The organism is Streptomyces sp. NPDC036984 (genome assembly GCF_055607665.1).
In genome coordinates this window covers 107,735-126,155 of sequence record NZ_JBVJRL010000006.1, presented here as the reverse complement: position 1 = coordinate 126,155, position 18,421 = coordinate 107,735, and the positions used below count along the sequence as shown (strand labels likewise).

At 71.2% G+C, this 18,421-nt stretch carries 15 protein-coding genes and 1 pseudogene; 15 read left to right on the top strand and 1 reads right to left on the bottom strand.

All coding sequences use genetic code 11. The features are described from left to right. Nucleotides 1–2 precede the first annotated feature (2 nt). Nucleotides 3–431 (top strand): transcription antitermination factor NusB, encoded by a 429-nt coding sequence (gene nusB / locus ACZ7DL_RS14050; protein ID WP_470774240.1) that lies wholly within the window; start codon nt 3–5, stop codon nt 429–431. A 212-nt stretch (nt 432–643) separates the two neighbouring features. Here the strand turns inward: nusB and bldD are convergent, their stop codons facing one another. After that, on the bottom strand, nt 644–1,147 hold the full coding sequence (bldD, locus tag ACZ7DL_RS14045; protein WP_014671524.1) for a transcriptional regulator BldD: 504 nt from the start codon (nt 1,145–1,147) through the stop codon (nt 644–646). A gap of 254 nt (nt 1,148–1,401) precedes the next feature. Here bldD and pyrR point away from each other — a divergent pair, with 254 nt between their 5' ends. The 14 genes and pseudogenes from pyrR (at nt 1,402) to ACZ7DL_RS13975 (ending at nt 18,185) form a co-directional block, all read left to right on the top strand. Continuing rightward, the gene (gene pyrR, locus ACZ7DL_RS14040) at nt 1,402–1,980 is read left to right on the top strand and encodes a bifunctional pyr operon transcriptional regulator/uracil phosphoribosyltransferase PyrR (RefSeq protein WP_470774238.1); all 579 of its coding nucleotides are present in this window, start codon (nt 1,402–1,404) and stop codon (nt 1,978–1,980) included. Between the two features lie 90 nt (nt 1,981–2,070). Beyond that, nucleotides 2,071–3,108, top strand: a complete 1,038-nt coding sequence (locus tag ACZ7DL_RS14035) for an aspartate carbamoyltransferase catalytic subunit (protein ID WP_470774236.1) — start codon at nt 2,071–2,073, stop codon at nt 3,106–3,108. 5 nt (nt 3,109–3,113) lie between these two features. After that, complete coding sequence (locus ACZ7DL_RS14030; protein ID WP_470774234.1) at nt 3,114–4,400, top strand: dihydroorotase; 1,287 nt, start codon at nt 3,114–3,116, stop codon at nt 4,398–4,400. Then, nucleotides 4,397–4,957, top strand: a complete 561-nt coding sequence (locus ACZ7DL_RS14025) for a PH-like domain-containing protein (RefSeq protein WP_470774232.1) — start codon at nt 4,397–4,399, stop codon at nt 4,955–4,957. Before ACZ7DL_RS14030 ends, ACZ7DL_RS14025 begins: the two co-directional genes overlap by 4 nt. Continuing rightward, nucleotides 4,954–6,111 (top strand): glutamine-hydrolyzing carbamoyl-phosphate synthase small subunit, encoded by a 1,158-nt coding sequence (gene carA, locus ACZ7DL_RS14020; RefSeq protein ID WP_470774230.1) that lies wholly within the window; start codon nt 4,954–4,956, stop codon nt 6,109–6,111. Before ACZ7DL_RS14025 ends, carA begins: the two co-directional genes overlap by 4 nt. Then, nucleotides 6,104–9,412 (top strand): carbamoyl-phosphate synthase large subunit, encoded by a 3,309-nt coding sequence (carB, locus tag ACZ7DL_RS14015; protein ID WP_470774229.1) that lies wholly within the window; start codon nt 6,104–6,106, stop codon nt 9,410–9,412. The genes carA and carB overlap by 8 nt, the downstream gene beginning before the upstream one ends. Before the next feature lie 66 nt (nt 9,413–9,478). After that, nucleotides 9,479–10,585, top strand: coding sequence for a quinone-dependent dihydroorotate dehydrogenase (locus tag ACZ7DL_RS14010; protein WP_470774228.1), 1,107 nt, complete (start codon nt 9,479–9,481; stop codon nt 10,583–10,585). Nucleotides 10,586–10,590: 5 nt separating this feature from the next. Then, nucleotides 10,591–11,436: an orotidine-5'-phosphate decarboxylase gene (gene pyrF / locus ACZ7DL_RS14005; RefSeq protein ID WP_470774574.1), complete on the top strand. Its 846-nt coding sequence runs from the start codon at nt 10,591–10,593 to the stop codon at nt 11,434–11,436. Nucleotides 11,437–11,734: 298 nt separating this feature from the next. Next, nucleotides 11,735–12,058 carry an integration host factor gene (locus tag ACZ7DL_RS14000; protein WP_003977346.1) on the top strand — a complete coding sequence of 108 codons (324 nt, stop codon included), beginning with the start codon at nt 11,735–11,737 and terminating at the stop codon, nt 12,056–12,058. A gap of 27 nt (nt 12,059–12,085) precedes the next feature. Then, a pseudogene (gmk, locus tag ACZ7DL_RS13995) lies at nt 12,086–12,676 on the top strand (guanylate kinase); the annotation flags it as partial. A 53-nt stretch (nt 12,677–12,729) separates the two neighbouring features. Further along, nucleotides 12,730–13,002 carry a DNA-directed RNA polymerase subunit omega gene (gene rpoZ / locus ACZ7DL_RS13990; protein WP_003982715.1) on the top strand — a complete coding sequence of 91 codons (273 nt, stop codon included), beginning with the start codon at nt 12,730–12,732 and terminating at the stop codon, nt 13,000–13,002. A gap of 114 nt (nt 13,003–13,116) precedes the next feature. Continuing rightward, nucleotides 13,117–14,340, top strand: a complete 1,224-nt coding sequence (coaBC, locus tag ACZ7DL_RS13985; RefSeq protein ID WP_470774226.1) for a bifunctional phosphopantothenoylcysteine decarboxylase/phosphopantothenate--cysteine ligase CoaBC — start codon at nt 13,117–13,119, stop codon at nt 14,338–14,340. A 228-nt stretch (nt 14,341–14,568) separates the two neighbouring features. Then, a complete protein-coding gene (gene metK, locus ACZ7DL_RS13980) occupies nt 14,569–15,777 on the top strand; it encodes a methionine adenosyltransferase (protein WP_470774225.1) in 1,209 nt (402 codons plus the stop codon). 260 nt (nt 15,778–16,037) lie between these two features. Continuing rightward, the gene (locus ACZ7DL_RS13975; RefSeq protein ID WP_470774224.1) at nt 16,038–18,185 is read left to right on the top strand and encodes a primosomal protein N'; all 2,148 of its coding nucleotides are present in this window, start codon (nt 16,038–16,040) and stop codon (nt 18,183–18,185) included. The last annotated feature ends 236 nt before the right edge of the window (nt 18,186–18,421 follow it).

The following is an 18,421-nucleotide window of genomic DNA, read 5'->3' as shown; positions in this document are numbered from 1 at the left end:
CCGTGGCTGCCCGCAACACGGCCCGCAAGCGCGCCTTCCAGATCCTCTTCGAGGGCGACCAGCGCGACGCCGACGTCCTGACGGTCCTCGCGGACTGGATCCGGCTGTCCCGGTCCGACACCCGGCAGCCGCCGGTCAGCGAGTACACGATGCAGCTGGTCGAGGGCTACGCGCAGCATGCGAAGCGCATCGACGAGCTGATCGCCCAGTACGCGGTGGGCTGGACGCTCGACCGCATGCCGGTCGTGGACCGCAACATCCTGCGGCTGGGTGCGTACGAGCTGATCTGGGTCGACGAGACCCCGGACGCCGTCGTGCTGGACGAGATGGTGCAGCTGGCGAAGGAGTTCTCGACCGACGAGTCGCCCTCGTTCGTCAACGGCCTGCTGGGCCGGCTGAAGGAGCTCAAGCCAACGCTTCGCCGCGCTTAGCCGACCACAGAGGGGCGCCGTGGGACTGCGGCGGCCACGGGTGACCTGCGGGTCGTCCGTGGTTGCTCACGCAGTTCCCCGCGCCCCTTTGGCGTTGGCGGGCCCCTGCGCCGCGAGGAAGCCGGAGCAGCCGTGAAAAAGCCGCCGGGGTGGCCGGAACCGTAGAGTTCCGGCCACCCCGGCGGCACGTTTCTGCTGAGTCCGTGGAGCCCTCAGGCCTCTTCGTGGGTGGCCACCGCGCGGCGCGCGTCCGCGTCCAGGACGCCCCAGCTGATCAACTGCTCGGTGAGGACCGAGGGGGACTGGTCGTAGATGACGGCGAGTGTGCGCAGGTCGTCCTGGCGGATCGAGAGCACCTTGCCGTTGTAGTCACCGCGCTGGGACTGGATCGTCGCCGCGTACCGCTGGAGGGGGCCCGCCTTCTCGGCCGGCACGGTGGCCAGCCGCTCCAGGTCCAGGACCAGCTTCGGCGGCGGCTCGGCGGCGCCGCCCGGCGTGGTGCCCGGCAGGAGCTCCTGCACAGGGACGCCATAGAAATCGGCCAGCTCGGCCAGGCGCTGCACGGTCACGGCGCGGTCGCCGCGCTCGTACGAACCGACCACCACGGCCTTCCAGCGACCCTGGGACTTCTCCTCGACACCGTGGAGAGAAAGGCCCTGCTGGGTGCGGATGGCCCGGAGCTTGGCCCCGAGCTGTTTGGCGTATTCGCTGGACATATAGCTCCCCGGACACTGTGTCGACGCGGCGGGCGGTGTTTCCGTGCCGCGCGGTTGGTAACTCACTGTGAGGTTACGCAGCGTGACTCTTGCGCGTCAAGCCGAATGGTCCACACCGACTCTTCCGTGCCAGGGATGGCCGGTTAGGCCAAGGGGGTGATCGGGGGTCACCCGGAGACCTGCTACCGTGGATGGCGCAATTCCGACGTCCTTTAAGGTCCGTCCCGTGAGGCGGAGAAGGAGGTCCGTTTCGTATGGACAAGCACGATTCGCACGCGCATCCGCAGGCGTCCGATGCGCGGCCCGTTCTGGAGGGCCCCGACATCGCGCGGGTGCTGACCCGCATCGCCCATGAGATCGTCGAGCGCGCCAAGGGCGCCGACGACGTGGTGCTCCTCGGCATTCCGACCAGAGGTGTCTTCCTCGCCCAGCGGCTCGCCGCCAAGCTGGAGCAGATCACCGACCGCACCATGCCGGTCGGCTCGCTCGACATCACCATGTACCGCGACGACCTGCGCATGCACCCGCCGCGTGCGCTGGCCCGCACCGAGATCCCCGGTGACGGCCTCGACGGCAAGCTGGTCGTCCTCGTCGACGACGTGCTCTTCTCCGGCCGCACCATCCGCGCCGCCCTCGACGCCCTGAACGACCTCGGGCGCCCCCGCGCGGTGCAGCTGGCGGTCCTGGTCGACCGAGGCCACCGCGAACTGCCCATCCGCGCCGACTACGTCGGCAAGAACCTCCCCACGTCGCTGCGGGAGACGGTCAAGGTCCAGCTCGCCGAGGAGGACGGTCGCGACACCGTGCTGCTCGGCGTGAAGACCGGCCAGTAGCAAGTCAGGCGCAGGGCCGCTTCGGCGTGCCCACGCATGCACCGGATTGCCCCGATTCTCCCGATTGAACTGCCTTACGGAGCCTGACAGATGCAGCGTCATCTCATCTCGGCCGCCGACCTCACCCGCGACGACGCCATCCTGATCCTCGACACCGCCGAGGAGATGGCCCGGGTCGCCGACCGGCCGATCAAGAAGCTGCCGACCCTGCGCGGCCGGACGATCGTCAACCTTTTCTTCGAGGACTCCACGCGTACGCGTATCTCCTTCGAGGCCGCCGAGAAGCGGCTGTCGGCGGACGTCATCAACTTCTCCGCCAAGGGCTCGTCGGTCTCGAAGGGCGAGTCCCTGAAGGACACCGCCCAGACCCTGGAGGCCATGGGCGTCGACGCCGTCGTCATCCGGCACGGCGCCTCCGGAGCCCCGTACCGCCTCGCCAACTCCGGCTGGATCGACGCGGCCGTCATCAACGCCGGCGACGGCACCCACCAGCACCCCACCCAGGCCCTGCTGGATGCCTTCACCATGCGCCGCCGGCTGATCGGCCGCGACGCCGGGCTCGGCCAGGACCTGTCCGGCAAGCGGATCACCATCGTCGGCGACGTCCTGCACAGCCGGGTCGCCCGCTCCAACGTCGACCTGCTGCACACGCTCGGCGCCGAGGTCACCCTGGTCGCCCCGCCCACCCTGCTCCCGGTCGGCATCGAGACCTGGCCCTGCGCGGTCTCGTACGACCTCGACAGCACGCTGCCCAAGTGCGACGCGGTGATGATGCTGCGCGTCCAGCGCGAGCGGATGAACGCGGCCTTCTTCCCGACCGAGCGCGAGTACTCGCGGCGCTACGGCCTCGACGGCGACCGCATGGCCAAGCTGCCCGAGCACGCCATCGTGATGCACCCCGGCCCGATGGTCCGCGGCATGGAGATCACCGCCGAGGTCGCCGACTCCGACCGCTGCACCGCCGTCGAGCAGGTCGCCAACGGCGTCTCCACCCGGATGGCCGTGCTGTACCTGCTGCTGGGCGGCAACGAGCCCGCGGTCACCCACACCCGCCCGCCCGTCTCCCACCACCCTTCCGACGAGCGCTTCGCGCACCCTTCTGGCTCCACCGGTTCCGAGGAGAAGTAAGACCCATGAGCAAGATCCTGATCCGTGGTGCGAAGGTGCTCGGCGGCGAGCCGCAGGACGTGCTGATCGACGGCGAGACCATCGCCGAGGTCGGTACCGGTCTCAGCGCCGAGGGCGCCGAGGTCGTCGAGGCCGACGGCAAGGTGCTGCTGCCGGGCCTGGTCGATCTCCACACCCACCTGCGCGAGCCGGGCCGCGAGGACTCCGAGACCGTGCTCACCGGCACCCGCGCGGCGGCGAGCGGCGGCTACACGGCCGTCTTCGCCATGGCCAACACCTTCCCGGTCGCCGACACCGCCGGCGTGGTCGAGCAGGTCTGGCGGCTCGGCAGGGAGCACGGCTACTGCGACGTGCAGCCCATCGGCGCGGTCACCGTCGGCCTGGAGGGCAAGAAGCTCGCCGAGCTGGGCGCCATGCACGAGTCCGCCGCCGGCGTCACCGTCTTCTCCGACGACGGCAAGTGCGTGGACGACGCCGTGATCATGCGCCGCGCGCTGGAGTACGTGAAGGCCTTCGGCGGTGTGGTCGCCCAGCACGCGCAGGAGCCGCGGCTCACCGAGGGCGCCCAGATGAACGAGGGCGTCGTCTCCGCCGAGCTGGGCCTGGGCGGCTGGCCGGCCGTCGCCGAGGAGTCGGTCATCGCGCGGGACGTGCTGCTCGCCGAGCACGTCGGCTCCCGCGTCCACATCTGCCACCTGTCGACCGCAGGCAGCGTCGAGATCGTCCGCTGGGCCAAGTCCCGGGGCATCCAGGTCACCGCCGAGGTCACCCCGCACCACCTGCTCCTCACCGACGAGCTGGTGCGGACGTACAACCCGGTCTACAAGGTCAACCCGCCGCTGCGCACCGAGCGCGACGTGCTGGCCCTGCGCGAGGCGCTCGCCGACGGCACGATCGACATCGTCGCCACCGACCACGCCCCGCACCCGCACGAGGACAAGGACTGCGAGTGGGCCGCCGCCGCCATGGGCATGGTCGGCCTGGAGACCGCTTTGTCAGTGATCCAGGAGACCATGGTCGACACGGGTTTGCTGGACTGGGCCGGCGTCGCCGACCGCATGTCCTTCAAGCCCGCGCAGATCGGACAGGCCACCGGGCACGGCCGTCCCGTCTCGGCTGGTGAGCCCGCAAACCTCACCCTCGTCGACACGGCATACCGTGGCCAGGTGGACCCCGCGGGCTTCGCCTCGCGCAGCCGCAACACTCCGTACGAGGGCCGTGAGCTGCCGGGCCGTGTGACACACACGTGGTTGCGGGGCAAGGCCACGCTCGTCGACGGGAAGCTCACGTGACACCTGTAATCCTGCTGGCCGAGGCCAAGCGGTCGGCCGACGTCACCGACTGGCCGGCCCGTATCGGCTGGCTCGTCGGACTGGCCCTCTTCATCGCGCTCGTCTACTGGCTGATGCGCGAGGGCTGGAAGTGGCGCGGCACGCTCCAGGGCGACCTGCCCGCGCTGCCCAGCGCGCCGGACGAGACCGGCCCGGCCAGACTGAGCATGAGCGGTCGCTACCACGGCTCCACCACCGCCGGGCAGTGGCTGGACCGCATCGTGGCCCACGGCCTGGGCACCCGCAGCCGGGCCGAGCTCACCCTGACCGACGCGGGCCTGGAGGTCGAGCGCCCCGGAGCGACCGACTTCTTCGTCCCCGCGGCCGCGCTGCGCGGCGCCCGGCTGGACAAGGGCATCGCCGGCAAGGTCCTCACCGAGGGCGGGCTGCTGGTGGTGACCTGGGCACTCGGCGACAAACTGATCGACTCCGGCTTCCGCTCCGACCACGCGGCCGAGCACACCGAATGGGTCGACACCCTGAACCAGATGATCAACGACACGGAAGGCGCACGATGACGACCTCCACAAGGGGAAGCTCCTCTCAGAGGAACAAGGTGCTTCCCGCCGTACTCGTCCTGGAGGACGGCCGCATCTTCCGCGGCCGCGCCTACGGGGCCGTGGGGGAGACCTTCGGCGAAGCCGTGTTCTCCACCGGCATGACCGGCTACCAGGAGACCCTCACCGACCCGTCGTACGACCGCCAGATCGTCGTCGCGACCGCCCCGCAGATCGGCAACACGGGCTGGAACGACGAGGACGACGAGTCGAGCCGCATCTGGGTCTCCGGCTACGTCGTGCGCGACCCCGCGCGCGTGCCGTCCAACTGGCGGGCCAAGCGCTCCCTGGACGACGAGTTGGAGCGGCAGGGCGTCGTCGGCATCTCCGGCATCGACACCCGCGCCCTCACCCGCCATCTGCGCGAGCGCGGCTCCATGCGCGCCGGCATCTTCTCCGGCGAGGGCGTAGCCCCCGAGACGGAGCTGCTGGAGCGCGTGCAGGCCCAGCCGCACATGAAGGGCGCGAGCCTCTACGAGGAGGTCGCGACCAAGGAGGCGTACGTCGTCCCGGCGATCGGCGAGAAGCGCTTCACGGTCGCCGCGATCGACCTCGGGATCAAGGGCATGACCCCGCACCGCATGGCCGAGCGCGGCATCGAGGTGCACGTCCTGCCCGCCACCGCCACGGCCGACGAGATCTACGCCGTCAACCCGGACGGTGTCTTCTTCTCCAACGGCCCCGGCGACCCGGCGACCGCCGACGGCCCGGTCGCGCTCATGACCGCCGTCCTGGAGCGCAAGACGCCCCTGTTCGGCATCTGCTTCGGCAACCAGATCCTCGGCCGCGCCCTCGGCTTCGGCACCTACAAGCTGAAGTACGGCCACCGGGGCATCAACCAGCCGGTCCAGGACCGTACGACCGGCAAGGTCGAGGTCACCGCGCACAATCACGGTTTCGCAGTGGACGCGCCGCTCGACAAGGTGAGCGAGACCAGGTTCGGCCGCGCCGAGGTCTCGCACGTCTGCCTGAACGACGACGTCGTGGAGGGGCTCCAGCTGCTCGACCAGCCCGCCTTCTCCGTCCAGTACCACCCGGAAGCGGCAGCGGGTCCGCACGACGCCGCCTACCTGTTCGACCGCTTCGTTTCCCTGATGGAGGGCCAGCGTGCCTAAGCGCACCGATATCCAGTCCGTCCTGGTCATCGGCTCCGGCCCGATCGTCATCGGCCAGGCCGCCGAGTTCGACTACTCCGGCACCCAGGCGTGCCGCGTGCTCAAGGCCGAGGGCCTGCGCGTGATCCTCGTCAACTCCAACCCGGCGACGATCATGACCGACCCGGAGATCGCCGACGCCACCTACGTCGAGCCGATCACGCCCGAGTTCGTCGAGAAGATCATCGCCAAGGAGCGCCCCGACGCCCTGCTGCCCACCCTGGGCGGCCAGACGGCCCTGAACACCGCCATCTCGCTGCACGAGAACGGCGTGCTGGAGAAGTACGGCGTCGAGCTGATCGGCGCCAAGCCCGAGGCGATCCACAAGGGCGAGGACCGCGACCAGTTCAAGGAGGTCGTGGAGGAGGTCCGCCGCAAGATCGGGCACGGCGAGTCCGCCCGCTCGGTCATCTGCCACTCCATGGACGACGTCCTCAAGGGCGTCGAGACCCTCGGCGGCTACCCGGTCGTGGTCCGCCCCTCCTTCACCATGGGCGGCGCCGGCTCCGGCTTCGCCCACGACGAGGAGGAGCTGCGCCGCATCGCCGGCCAGGGCCTCACGCTCTCCCCGACCACCGAGGTGCTCCTGGAGGAGTCCATCCTCGGCTGGAAGGAGTACGAGCTGGAGCTGATGCGCGACAAGCACGACAACGTCGTGGTCGTCTGCTCCATCGAGAACTTCGACCCCATGGGCGTGCACACCGGTGACTCGATCACCGTCGCGCCCGCGATGACGCTGACCGACCGCGAGTACCAGATCCTGCGCGACATCGGCATCGCCGTCATCCGCGAGGTCGGCGTCGACACCGGCGGCTGCAACATCCAGTTCGCGGTCGACCCCGAGGACGGTCGCGTGATCGTCATCGAGATGAACCCGCGCGTGTCGCGCTCCTCGGCGCTCGCCTCCAAGGCGACCGGCTTCCCGATCGCCAAGATCGCCGCCAAGCTGGCCGTCGGCTACACGCTCGACGAGATCCCGAACGACATCACGCAGGAGACCCCGGCCTCCTTCGAGCCCACGCTCGACTACGTGGTCGTCAAGGCCCCGCGCTTCGCCTTCGAGAAGTTCCCGCAGGCCGACTCCACGCTGACCACCACCATGAAGTCGGTCGGCGAGGCCATGGCCATCGGCCGCAACTTCCCCGAGGCCTTCCAGAAGGCGCTGCGCTCGCTGGAGAAGAAGGGCAGCCAGTTCACCTTCGTCGGCGAGCCGGGCGACAAGGAGACCCTGCTGCGCGAGGCCGTGCGGCCCACCGACGGCCGGATCAACACGGTCATGCAGGCCATCCGCGCGGGCGCCACCCCGGAGGAGGTCTTCGAGTACACGAAGATCGACCCCTGGTTCGTGGACCAGCTCTTCCTGATCAAGGAGATCGCGGACGAGCTGGCCGAGGCCCCCGAGCTGACCCGCGAGCTGCTCGCCGAGGCCAAGCGGCACGGCTTCTCCGACCAGCAGGTCGCCGAGATCCGCGGCCTGCGCGAGGACGTCGTCCGCGAGGTCCGGCACGCCCTCGGCATCCGCCCGGTCTACAAGACGGTCGACACCTGCGCCGCCGAGTTCGCCGCCAGGACGCCGTACTTCTACTCCTCCTACGACGAGGAGACCGAGGTCGCCCGGCGCGAGAAGCCCGCGGTGATCATCCTGGGCTCCGGCCCGAACCGCATCGGCCAGGGCATCGAGTTCGACTACTCCTGCGTCCACGCCTCCTTCGCGCTGTCCGACGCCGGGTACGAGACCGTGATGGTCAACTGCAACCCGGAGACCGTCTCCACGGACTACGACACCTCCGACCGCCTGTACTTCGAGCCGCTGACGCTGGAAGACGTGCTGGAGATCGTCCACGCAGAGCAGCAGGCCGGCCCGATCGCGGGCGTCATCGTCCAGCTCGGCGGCCAGACCCCGCTCGGCCTGTCGCAGGCCCTGAAGGACAACGGCGTACCGATCGTCGGCACGTCCCCCGAGGCCATCCACGCGGCCGAGGACCGCGGCGCCTTCGGGCGGGTCCTCGCGGAGGCGGGCCTGCCGGCCCCGAAGCACGGCACGGCCACCACCTTCGCGGAGGCCAAGGCCATCGCCGACGAGATCGGCTACCCGGTCCTGGTCCGGCCGTCGTACGTCCTCGGCGGGCGCGGCATGGAGATCGTCTACGACGAGACCCGCCTCGCCTCCTACATCGCCGAGTCGACCGAGATCAGCCCCTCCCGGCCGGTCCTCGTCGACCGCTTCCTGGACGACGCCATCGAGATCGACGTCGACGCGCTCTACGACGGCGAGGAGCTGTACCTCGGCGGCGTCATGGAGCACATCGAGGAGGCCGGCATCCACTCCGGCGACTCGGCGTGCGCCCTGCCTCCGATCACGCTGGGCGGCTTCGACATCAAGCGCCTGCGCGCCTCCACCGAGGCCATCGCCAAGGGCGTCGGCGTGCGCGGCCTGATCAACATCCAGTTCGCGATGGCCGGCGACATCCTCTACGTCCTGGAGGCCAACCCGCGCGCCTCCCGTACGGTCCCCTTCACCTCGAAGGCGACCGCGGTGCCGCTCGCCAAGGCCGCCGCCCGCATCTCGCTCGGCGCGACCATCGCCGAGCTGCGCGCCGAGGGCCTGCTGCCGAGGACCGGCGACGGCGGCGAGCTGCCGCTGGACGCGCCGATCTCCGTCAAGGAGGCCGTCATGCCGTGGTCGCGGTTCCGCGACATCCACGGCCGCGGCGTCGACACGATCCTCGGCCCGGAGATGCGCTCCACCGGTGAGGTCATGGGCATCGACTCCGTCTTCGGCACGGCGTACGCCAAGTCGCAGGCCGGCGCCTACGGCCCGCTGCCCACCAAGGGCCGCGCGTTCATCTCGGTCGCCAACCGCGACAAGCGCTCGATGATCTTCCCGGCCCGCGAGCTGGTCGCGCACGGCTTCGAACTGCTCGCCACCTCCGGCACCGCCGAGGTCCTCAAGCGCAACGGCATCAACGCCACGGTCGTGCGCAAGCAGTCCGAGGGCACCGGTCCGAACGGCGAGAAGACCATCGTCCAGCTCATCCACGACGGCGAGGTCGACCTCATCGTCAACACCCCGTACGGCACCGGCGGCCGCCTCGACGGCTACGACATCCGTACGGCCGCGGTGGCCCGCTCCGTGCCGTGCCTGACGACCGTCCAGGCGCTCGCGGCGGCCGTCCAGGGCATCGACGCCCTCAACCACGGTGACGTGGGCGTCCGCTCGCTCCAGGAACACGCGGAACACCTGACCGCGGCCCGCGACTAGCAGCCCTTGAGGGGGACACCGGAAACGGTGTCCCCCTCTTCGTGAGGACCCTGAGGACTTTCCGAGATGTACAAGCTGTTCTTCCGTCTCGTTTTCACACGGATGGACCCCGAGAAGGCCCACTACCTGGCCTTCCGCTGGATCCGCCTGGCCGTCCGCATCCCGGTGCTGCGCACCTTCGTCGCGGCCGCGCTCGCGCCCCGCTACAAGGAGCTGCGCACCGAGGCCTTCGGGCTGCGCATGCACGGCCCCTTCGGCCTCGCGGCCGGCTTCGACAAGAACGCCGTCGCGATCGACGGCATGTCGATGCTGGGCTTCGACCATGTCGAGATCGGCACGGTGACGGGGGAGCCGCAGCCCGGCAACCCCAAGAAGCGGCTGTTCCGCCTGGTCGCGGACCGGGCGCTGATCAACCGCATGGGCTTCAACAACGACGGCTCGCTCGCCGTGGCGGCCCGCCTCGCGACCCGCGAGCCCGTCTTCCGGACGGTCGTCGGCGTCAACATCGGCAAGACCAAGGTCGTCCCGGAGGCGGAGGCCGTCGCCGACTACGTGAAGTCGGCCGAGCGGCTCGCGCCCTACGCGGACTACCTGGTCGTCAACGTCTCCTCGCCCAACACCCCCGGCCTGCGCAACCTCCAGGCGGTCGATCACCTGCGCCCGCTGCTCAGCGCCGTGCGCGAGGCCGCCGACCGCACGGTCGCGAACCGGCGCGTCCCGCTGCTGGTGAAGATCGCGCCCGACCTCGCCGACGAGGACATCGACGCCGTCGCCGACCTCGCCGTGGAGCTGGGCCTGGACGGCATCATCGCCACCAACACCACCATCGCGCGCGAGGGCCTCGGCCTGCGCTCCGCTCCCACGCTGGTGAAGGAGACCGGCGGCCTGTCCGGCGCCCCGCTCAAGGCACGCTCCCTGGAGGTCCTGCGCCGCCTGTACGCGCGCGTGGGCGACCGGATCACCCTGGTGGGTGTCGGCGGCATCGAGACCGCCGAGGACGCCTGGCAGCGCATCCTGGCCGGTGCCACGCTGGTCCAGGGGTACAGCGCCTTCATCTATGAGGGCCCCTTCTGGTGCCGAGCCGTCCACAAGGGTCTCGCCGCCCGCCTGCGCACCAGCCCGTACGCCACCCTCGCCGACGCGGTCGGCGCCGACGTGAGGAACGCCCGATGACCGGCATGAGCCCCCTGGAGCCCTTCGGAGCCCGGCTGCGCCGCGCCATGGACGAGCGCGGCCCGCTGTGCGTCGGCATCGACCCGCACGCCTCCCTGCTCGCCGAGTGGGGCCTGGACGACGACATCGCCGGCCTGGAGCGCTTCAGCCGGACCGTCGTGGAGGCCATGGCCGACCGGGTGGCCGTCCTGAAGCCGCAGAGCGCCTTCTTCGAGCGGTTCGGCTCGCGCGGCCTCGCCGTCCTGGAGACCTCGGTCCGGGAGGCCCGCGCGGCCGGTGCCCTGGTCGTGATGGACGCCAAGCGCGGCGACATCGGCTCGACCATGGCCGCCTACGCCGAGGCGTTCCTGCGCCCGGACGCCCCGCTGTTCTCCGACGCCCTGACCGTCTCGCCGTACCTCGGCTACGGCTCGCTGAGCCCGGCCGTCGCGCTGGCCCGGGAGAGCGGCGCCGGCCTGTTCGTGCTGGCACTGACCTCGAACCCGGAGGGCGGCGAGGTGCAGCACGCGGTCCGCGGGGACGGCCGGACCATCGGCGCGACCATGCTGGGCCACCTGGCGGCCGAGAACGCGGGGGAGGAGCCGCTGGGCTCCTTCGGCGCGGTCGTCGGCGCGACGCTGGGCGACCTGTCCTCGTACGACCTGGACATCAACGGACCGCTCCTCGCGCCCGGCATCGGCGCCCAGGGAGCGACCCCGGCCGATCTTCCGGGAGTCTTCGGGGCGGCCGTCCGCAACGTCGTGCCCAACGTCAGCCGAGGTGTTCTACGTCACGGTCCCGACGTCAGCGCGCTGCGCGCGGCGGCGGAGCGGTTCGCGGCGGAGATCCAGGCGGCCGTCGCGGGTGCCTGACCCCCGGCTGCGTGCTCGGCTGAGCGGTATCGCGCCGACTTGAGCTTGAATACATGCTCAAATCGAGGGCAGTATGTCTGAAATGTCTGGCCTGACGGAGGCTGACCAGGACTTTTCCGCTGTTCTCGCTGACTCTGGCGGACTTGCCCGCTAGTCTCCGAGCAGTGGGGGCACCTCCCACGCCCTTCAGGCAGTGGGGGAGAACGGGCAGCGTGTTGCTCGTAGCTCCCCAGGTGTGGGGCGACTAGGTTCCTCACCGGTCCGTATCCGACAGTTCGACATCCGAGGTGACGTAGGCGTGGCTCTTCCGCCCCTTACCCCTGAACAGCGCGCAGCCGCGCTCGAAAAGGCCGCCGCGGCTCGCCGGGAGCGGGCCGAGGTCAAGAATCGACTCAAGCACTCCGGCGCCTCCCTGCACGAGGTCATCAAGCAGGGCCAGGAAAACGACGTCATCGGCAAGATGAAGGTCTCGGCGCTGCTGGAGTCCCTGCCGGGCGTGGGCAAGGTCCGCGCCAAGCAGATCATGGAGCGTCTGGGTATCTCCGAGAGCCGCCGCGTGCGTGGTCTCGGGTCCAACCAGATCGCTTCCCTGGAGCGTGAGTTCGGCAGCACCGGCTCCTGAGTCCGTCTTCCGACGGACCGGGAGTCCCGGGCACTCCGGGATTGCTGGAATAATCGCTGCATGAGTGAACGTCCGCGGCTGACCGTGCTCTCCGGCCCCTCGGGGGTCGGCAAGAGCACGGTCGTCGCCCATATGCGCAAGGAACACCCCGAAGTCTGGCTCTCGGTGTCGGCGACCACCCGCACGCCGCGCCCCGGCGAGCAGCACGGAGTCCACTACTTCTTCGTCACCGACGAGGAGATGGACAAGCTGATCGCCAACGGCGAGCTGCTGGAGTGGGCCGAGTTCGCCGGGAACCGCTACGGCACGCCCCGCGCGGCCGTGCTGGAGCGGCTTGAGAACGGCGAGCCCGTCCTGCTGGAGATCGACCTCCAGGGCGCCCGGCAGGTCCGCGAGTCCATGTCCGACGCTCAGCTGGTGTTCCTGGCTCCGCCCTCCTGGGAGGAGCTGGTGCGCAGGCTCACCGGCCGGGGAACCGAGCCGCCCGAGGTCATCGAGCGCCGCCTGGAGGCGGCCAGGACCGAGCTGGCGGCCGAGCCGGAGTTCGATGTGACCTTGGTCAACACCTCCGTCGAGGACGTGGCCCGTGAGCTGCTAGCCTTGATGGACGTTGTGTGATCGTGACTGTGATCACGATCATTGATTCTTTTCCATCCATCGGAAGGTAGAGCGTGTCCTCTTCCATCACCGCGCCCGAGGGCATCATCAACCCGCCGATCGACGAGCTTCTCGAGGCCACCGACTCGAAGTACAGCCTCGTGATCTACGCGGCCAAGCGTGCCCGCCAGATCAACGCGTACTACTCGCAGCTCGGTGAGGGCCTCCTCGAGTACGTCGGTCCGCTCGTCGACACCCACGTCCACGAGAAGCCGCTCTCGATCGCCCTGCGCGAGATCAACGCCGGTCTGCTGACCTCCGAGGCCGTCGAGGGCCCGGCGCAGTAGTACTGTCAGATTGAGATTGACTTATCCACAGGCCCGGCAGTCATGCTGCCGGGCCTGTGGTGTGTCATGGGGTCGTACGGTTTCGTCGTACGTTTTCGAGTCCGGGGAGACACGGTGGACAAGCCGAGGGTCGTGCTGGGGGTCAGTGGCGGCATCGCCGCCTACAAGGCCTGTGAGCTGTTGAGAAGGTTCACGGAGTCGGGTCACGACGTCCGCGTGGTGCCCACCGCGTCCGCGCTGCACTTCGTCGGCGCCGCCACCTGGTCGGCCCTGTCCGGCAACCCGGTCTCCACCGACGTCTGGGACGACGTCCACGAGGTCCCGCACGTCCGCATCGGCCAGCACGCCGACCTGGTGGTCGTGGCCCCGGCCACCGCCGACATGCTCGCCAAGGCCGCCCACGGTCTCGCCGACGACCTGCTGACGAACACGCTCCTCACCGCCCGCTGCCCGGTGGTCTTCGCCCCCGCGATGCACACCGAGATGTGGGAGCACCCGGCCACCCAGGAGAACGTGGCCACGCTGCGCCGCCGCGGCGCCGTCGTCATCGAGCCCGCCGTCGGCCGCCTCACCGGCGTCGACACCGGCAAGGGCCGGCTGCCCGACCCGGCGGAGATCTTCGAGGTCTGCCGCCGGGTGCTGGCCCGCGGTGTCACCGACCCCGACCTCGCAGGACGGCACGTCGTCGTCTCCGCCGGCGGCACCCGCGAACCCCTCGACCCGGTCCGCTTCCTCGGCAACCGCTCCTCCGGCAAGCAGGGCTACGCACTCGCCCGCACCGCCGCGGCCCGCGGTGCCCGGGTGACGTTGATCGCTGCCAACACCGGTTTGCCCGACCCTGCGGGCGTCGACGTCGTCCAGGTCGGCACCGCCGTACAGCTGCGCGAAGCCGTCCTCAAGGCCGCCGCGGACGCCGACGCCGTGGTCATGGCCGCAGCCGTCGCCGATTTCCGGCCAGCCGCCTACGCCGCCGGGAAGATCAAGAAGAAGGACGGCCAGGACCCCGACCCGATCGTCCTGGTGCGGAATCCCGACGTCCTCGCCGAGGTCTCCGCCGACCGGGCGCGCTCCGGACAGGTGATCGTGGGCTTCGCCGCGGAGACCGACGACGTCCTGGCCAACGGCCGCACCAAGCTCGCCCGCAAGGGCTGTGACCTGCTCGTTGTCAACGAGGTGGGGGAGCGGAAGACCTTCGGGTCCGAGGAGAACGAGGCCGTGGTGCTGGGCGCCGACGGCAGCGAAACCCCGGTTCCGTATGGCCCCAAGGAGGCCTTGGCCGACACGGTCTGGGACCTGGTCGTTCGGAGGCTGGGCCAGCGTCCGGGCACGATCGGGTGATGCCGACGTCAGGTTCACGCCACACTCAAATCCGGCGTGGCGCCCCTGGCCAACGCCGCTCGGCATTGTGCAGAATGCCCGTGCCGCAGGTCACAGCGCTCCCGAGAGGCGAGACAGTGGCCCATCGGCCGAGTGCGACCGATAAACTGTTTCACGGTCGGCACCGGGCGCAGCCCCGTGCCGCCCGCAAATGATCAGCCAGCAGCCGCTGCAACCACAGGGAGCGTTGTGTCCCGTCGCCTGTTCACCTCGGAGTCCGTGACCGAGGGTCACCCCGACAAGATCGCTGACCAGATCAGCGACACCATCCTCGACGCGCTGCTGCGCGAGGACCCCACGTCCCGCGTCGCCGTCGAGACCCTCATCACGACCGGTCTGGTGCACGTGGCCGGCGAGGTCACGACCAAGGCCTACGCGCCGATCCCGCAGCTGGTCCGGGAGAAGATCCTGGAGATCGGCTACGACTCCTCCAAGAAGGGCTTCGACGGCGCCTCCTGCGGCGTGTCGGTGTCGATCGGCTCGCAGTCCCCGGACATCGCGCAGGGTGTCGACACGGCGTACGAGACCCGGGTCGAGGGTGACGACGACGAGCTGGACCGGCAGGGCGCGGGCGACCAGGGCCTGATGTTCGGCTACGCCTCCGACGAGACGCCGACCCTGATGCCGCTGCCGATCTTCCTGGCGCACCGGCTGTCCAAGCGCCTCTCCGACGTCCGCAAGAACGGCACCATCCCCTACCTGCGCCCGGACGGCAAGACGCAGGTCACCATCGAGTACGACGGCGACAAGGCCGTCCGCCTCGACACGGTGGTCGTCTCCTCCCAGCACGCCTCCGACATCGACCTGGAGTCGCTGCTCGCCCCCGACATCCGCGAGTTCGTCGTGGAGCCGGAGCTGAAGGCGCTCCTGGACGAGGGCATCAAGCTGGAGACCGAGGGCTACCGCCTGCTGGTCAACCCGACCGGCCGCTTCGAGATCGGCGGCCCGATGGGCGACGCCGGCCTGACCGGCCGCAAGATCATCATCGACACTTACGGCGGCATGGCCCGCCACGGCGGCGGCGCCTTCTCCGGCAAGGACCCGTCCAAGGTGGACCGCTCGGCGGCGTACGCGATGCGCTGGGTCGCCAAGAACGTCGTGGCGGCGGGCCTGGCCTCCCGCTGCGAGGTCCAGGTCGCCTACGCGATCGGCAAGGCCGAGCCCGTCGGTCTCTTCGTGGAGACCTTCGGCACCGCCAAGGTCGACCACGAGAAGATCGAGAAGGCGATCGAGGAGGTCTTCGACCTCCGCCCGGCCGCGATCATCCGCGACCTCGACCTGCTTCGCCCGATCTACTCCCAGACGGCGGCGTACGGCCACTTCGGCCGCGAGCTGCCCGACTTCACCTGGGAGCGCACGGACCGCGTGGAGGCCCTGCGCGCCGCCGTGGGCATGTAAGACCACCCTTTTTTTCGCCGAGGCCCGGCTTCCCTCTCGGGAGCCGGGCCTCGGCGTGTTCCGAGGCGGTCGCATGCCCGTGATCAGCCGTCGGCCGCCGACCGGGGGCGGCGCCGGACACGGTCGCTCGGCGCTCTCGCGTCCGGCGGTGCTGCGCCGCCCGACCACCACGAGCCGCGCGGTACCCTCCCGGGCGCGGACGGCCCGGGGGTTGCGGGCGTCCGGCGGTGTTGTCGGTGGCGTTTGGTAAGAATGCAAGCGTGAGCAGCGAGAACGAGCCGGGGGCGGGCGGGGCCGAGGGGGCGCCGCCGGAGCAGCTCGCGCTCATTCGCGAGAGCGTGCGCCAGGCCAGGCCGCCCCGGGCCAAGCCGCGTACCTGGCGGGGGGCCGCCCTCGCCGAGGAGCTGCCCGTCGCGCGGGTGCTGGTCGACAAGGGCGTGCTGCACCTCGACCGGTACTTCGACTACGCGGTGCCCGAGGAGATGGACGCGGAGGCGCAGCCGGGCGTACGGGTGCGCGTGCGGTTCGGGGCCGGGCGGCACCGGGTGCGCGAAGGGCGCCGGGAGGGCGGCGGGCTCATCGACGGCTTCCTGGTCGAGCGGCGGGCCGAGTCCGACTACTCGGGGCCGCTGGCCGCGCTCGCCCAGGTCGTGTCGCCGGAGCGGGTGCTGAGCGAGGAACTGCTCGGTCTCGCGCGGGCCGTCGCCGACCGGTACGCGGGGAGCCTCGCCGATGTGCTCCAGCTGGCCGTGCCGCCGCGCAGCGCCCGCGCCGAGCAGCGGCCGTCCCCGGCGCCGCTGCCCCCGCCCGAGGCGCCGGACACCGGCTCCTGGAGCCGGTACGAACGCGGGGGCGCCTTCCTCGATGCGCTGGCCTCCGGAGGCTCGCCCCGGGCCGTGTGGAACGCGCTGCCCGGACCGCTGTGGAGCGAGGAGCTGGCCCGGGCCGTCGCCGCCACCCTCGCCTCCGGGCGCGGCGCCCTCGTCGTCGTACCGGACGGGCGGGCCGCCGCGCGCGTGGACGCCGCGCTGACCGCGCTGCTCGGCACGGGCCGGCATGCGCTGCTCACCGCCGACGCCGGACCCGAGAAGCGGTACGCGCAGTGGCTGGCGGTGCGGCGCGGATCCGTGCGTGCCGTCGTCGGGACGCGGGCGGCCATGTTCGCGCCCGTGTGCGATCTGGGACTCGTCGCCATCTGGGACGACGGCGACGACAGCCACAGTGAGCCGCACGCACCGCAGCCGCATGCCCGGGATGTTCTTCTGCTGCGGGCCGCGCTGGACAAGTGCGGTTTTCTGCTGGGGGGTTGGAGCTGCACCGTGGAGGCCGCCCAGCTCGTCGAGAGCGGCTGGGCCCGGCCGCTGGTCGCCGCGCGGGAGCAGGTGCGGCGGGCCGCGCCGCTCGTCCGGACGGTGGGCGACGGCGACCTCGCGCGCGACGAGGCCGCCCGCGCCGCCCGGCTGCCCACGCTCGCCTGGCAGGTGGCCCGCGAGGGGCTGCGGCAGGGGCCGGTGCTGGTGCAGGTGCCCCGGCGCGGTTACGCGCCCCGCTTGGCCTGCGCCCAGTGCCGCGCGCCCGCGCGCTGCCGGCACTGTTCCGGTCCGCTGCAAGGACAGGACGGGAGTGTGGTGCGATGCGACTGGTGCGGGCGCGAGGAGAGTGCCTGGCACTGCCCCGAGTGCGGCGGCTTCCGGCTCCGCGCCCAGGTCGTCGGCGCGCGCCGCACCGCCGAGGAACTGGGGCGCGCCTTCCCTGCCGTACCGGTGCGCACCTCGGGGCGCGAGCATGTGCTGGACACCGTGCCGGGCACGCCCGCGCTGGTGGTGAGCACGCCGGGCGCCGAACCGGTCGCCGAGGGCGGCTACGCGGCGGCGCTGCTGCTGGACGGCTGGGCCATGCTCGTACGGCCCGACCTGCGGGCCGGGGAGGACGCGCTGCGCCGGTGGATCGCGGCGGGAGCGCTGGTGCGGCCGCAGGGCGAGGGGGGCACGGTGGTCGTGGTGGCCGAGCCGACCCTGCGGCCCGTACAGGCACTGGTGCGCTGGGACCCCGTCGGGCATGCCGTGCGCGAGCTGGCCGAGCGGGCCGAGCTGGGCTTCCCGCCGGTGTCCCGGATGGCGGCCGTGTCCGGACCGCCCACGGCCGTCGCCGAGTTCCTGGCGGCGGTGGAACTGCCGCCGGACGCCGAGGTCCTGGGGCCGGTGCCGCTGCCGCCCCCGCCGCCCGGCCGCCCCCGCAGACCCGGCGCGCCGCCGCCCGGCGAGCACTGGGAGCGCGCGCTCGTCCGGGTGCCGCCCGGCAGCGGTGCCGCGCTGGCCGCCGCACTGAAGACCGCACAGGCCGCCCGCATGGCCCGGGGCAGCGGGGAGGCGATACGGGTACGGATCGACCCACCCGACATCGGCTGAGCCACCGCTCAGCGGCGCGTGGCGTGGCCGGGAGTGCCGGGGCTGTCGGGGGCCCGGCAGGTTCGGGAACGGCCGCGGCTGTTGGAGGTGCCCGGGACGGTCGGGGTGCCTGGCGCCGTTGGAGGTCCCAGGCACTGCCGCGGGTGCTCGACGCGGTCGGGTGCCCGGCACGGTCGGGGTGCCCGGGAGCCATGGAGGTGCCCCGCGCTGTCGGGTGGTGTCCGGCGCCTCGCCGT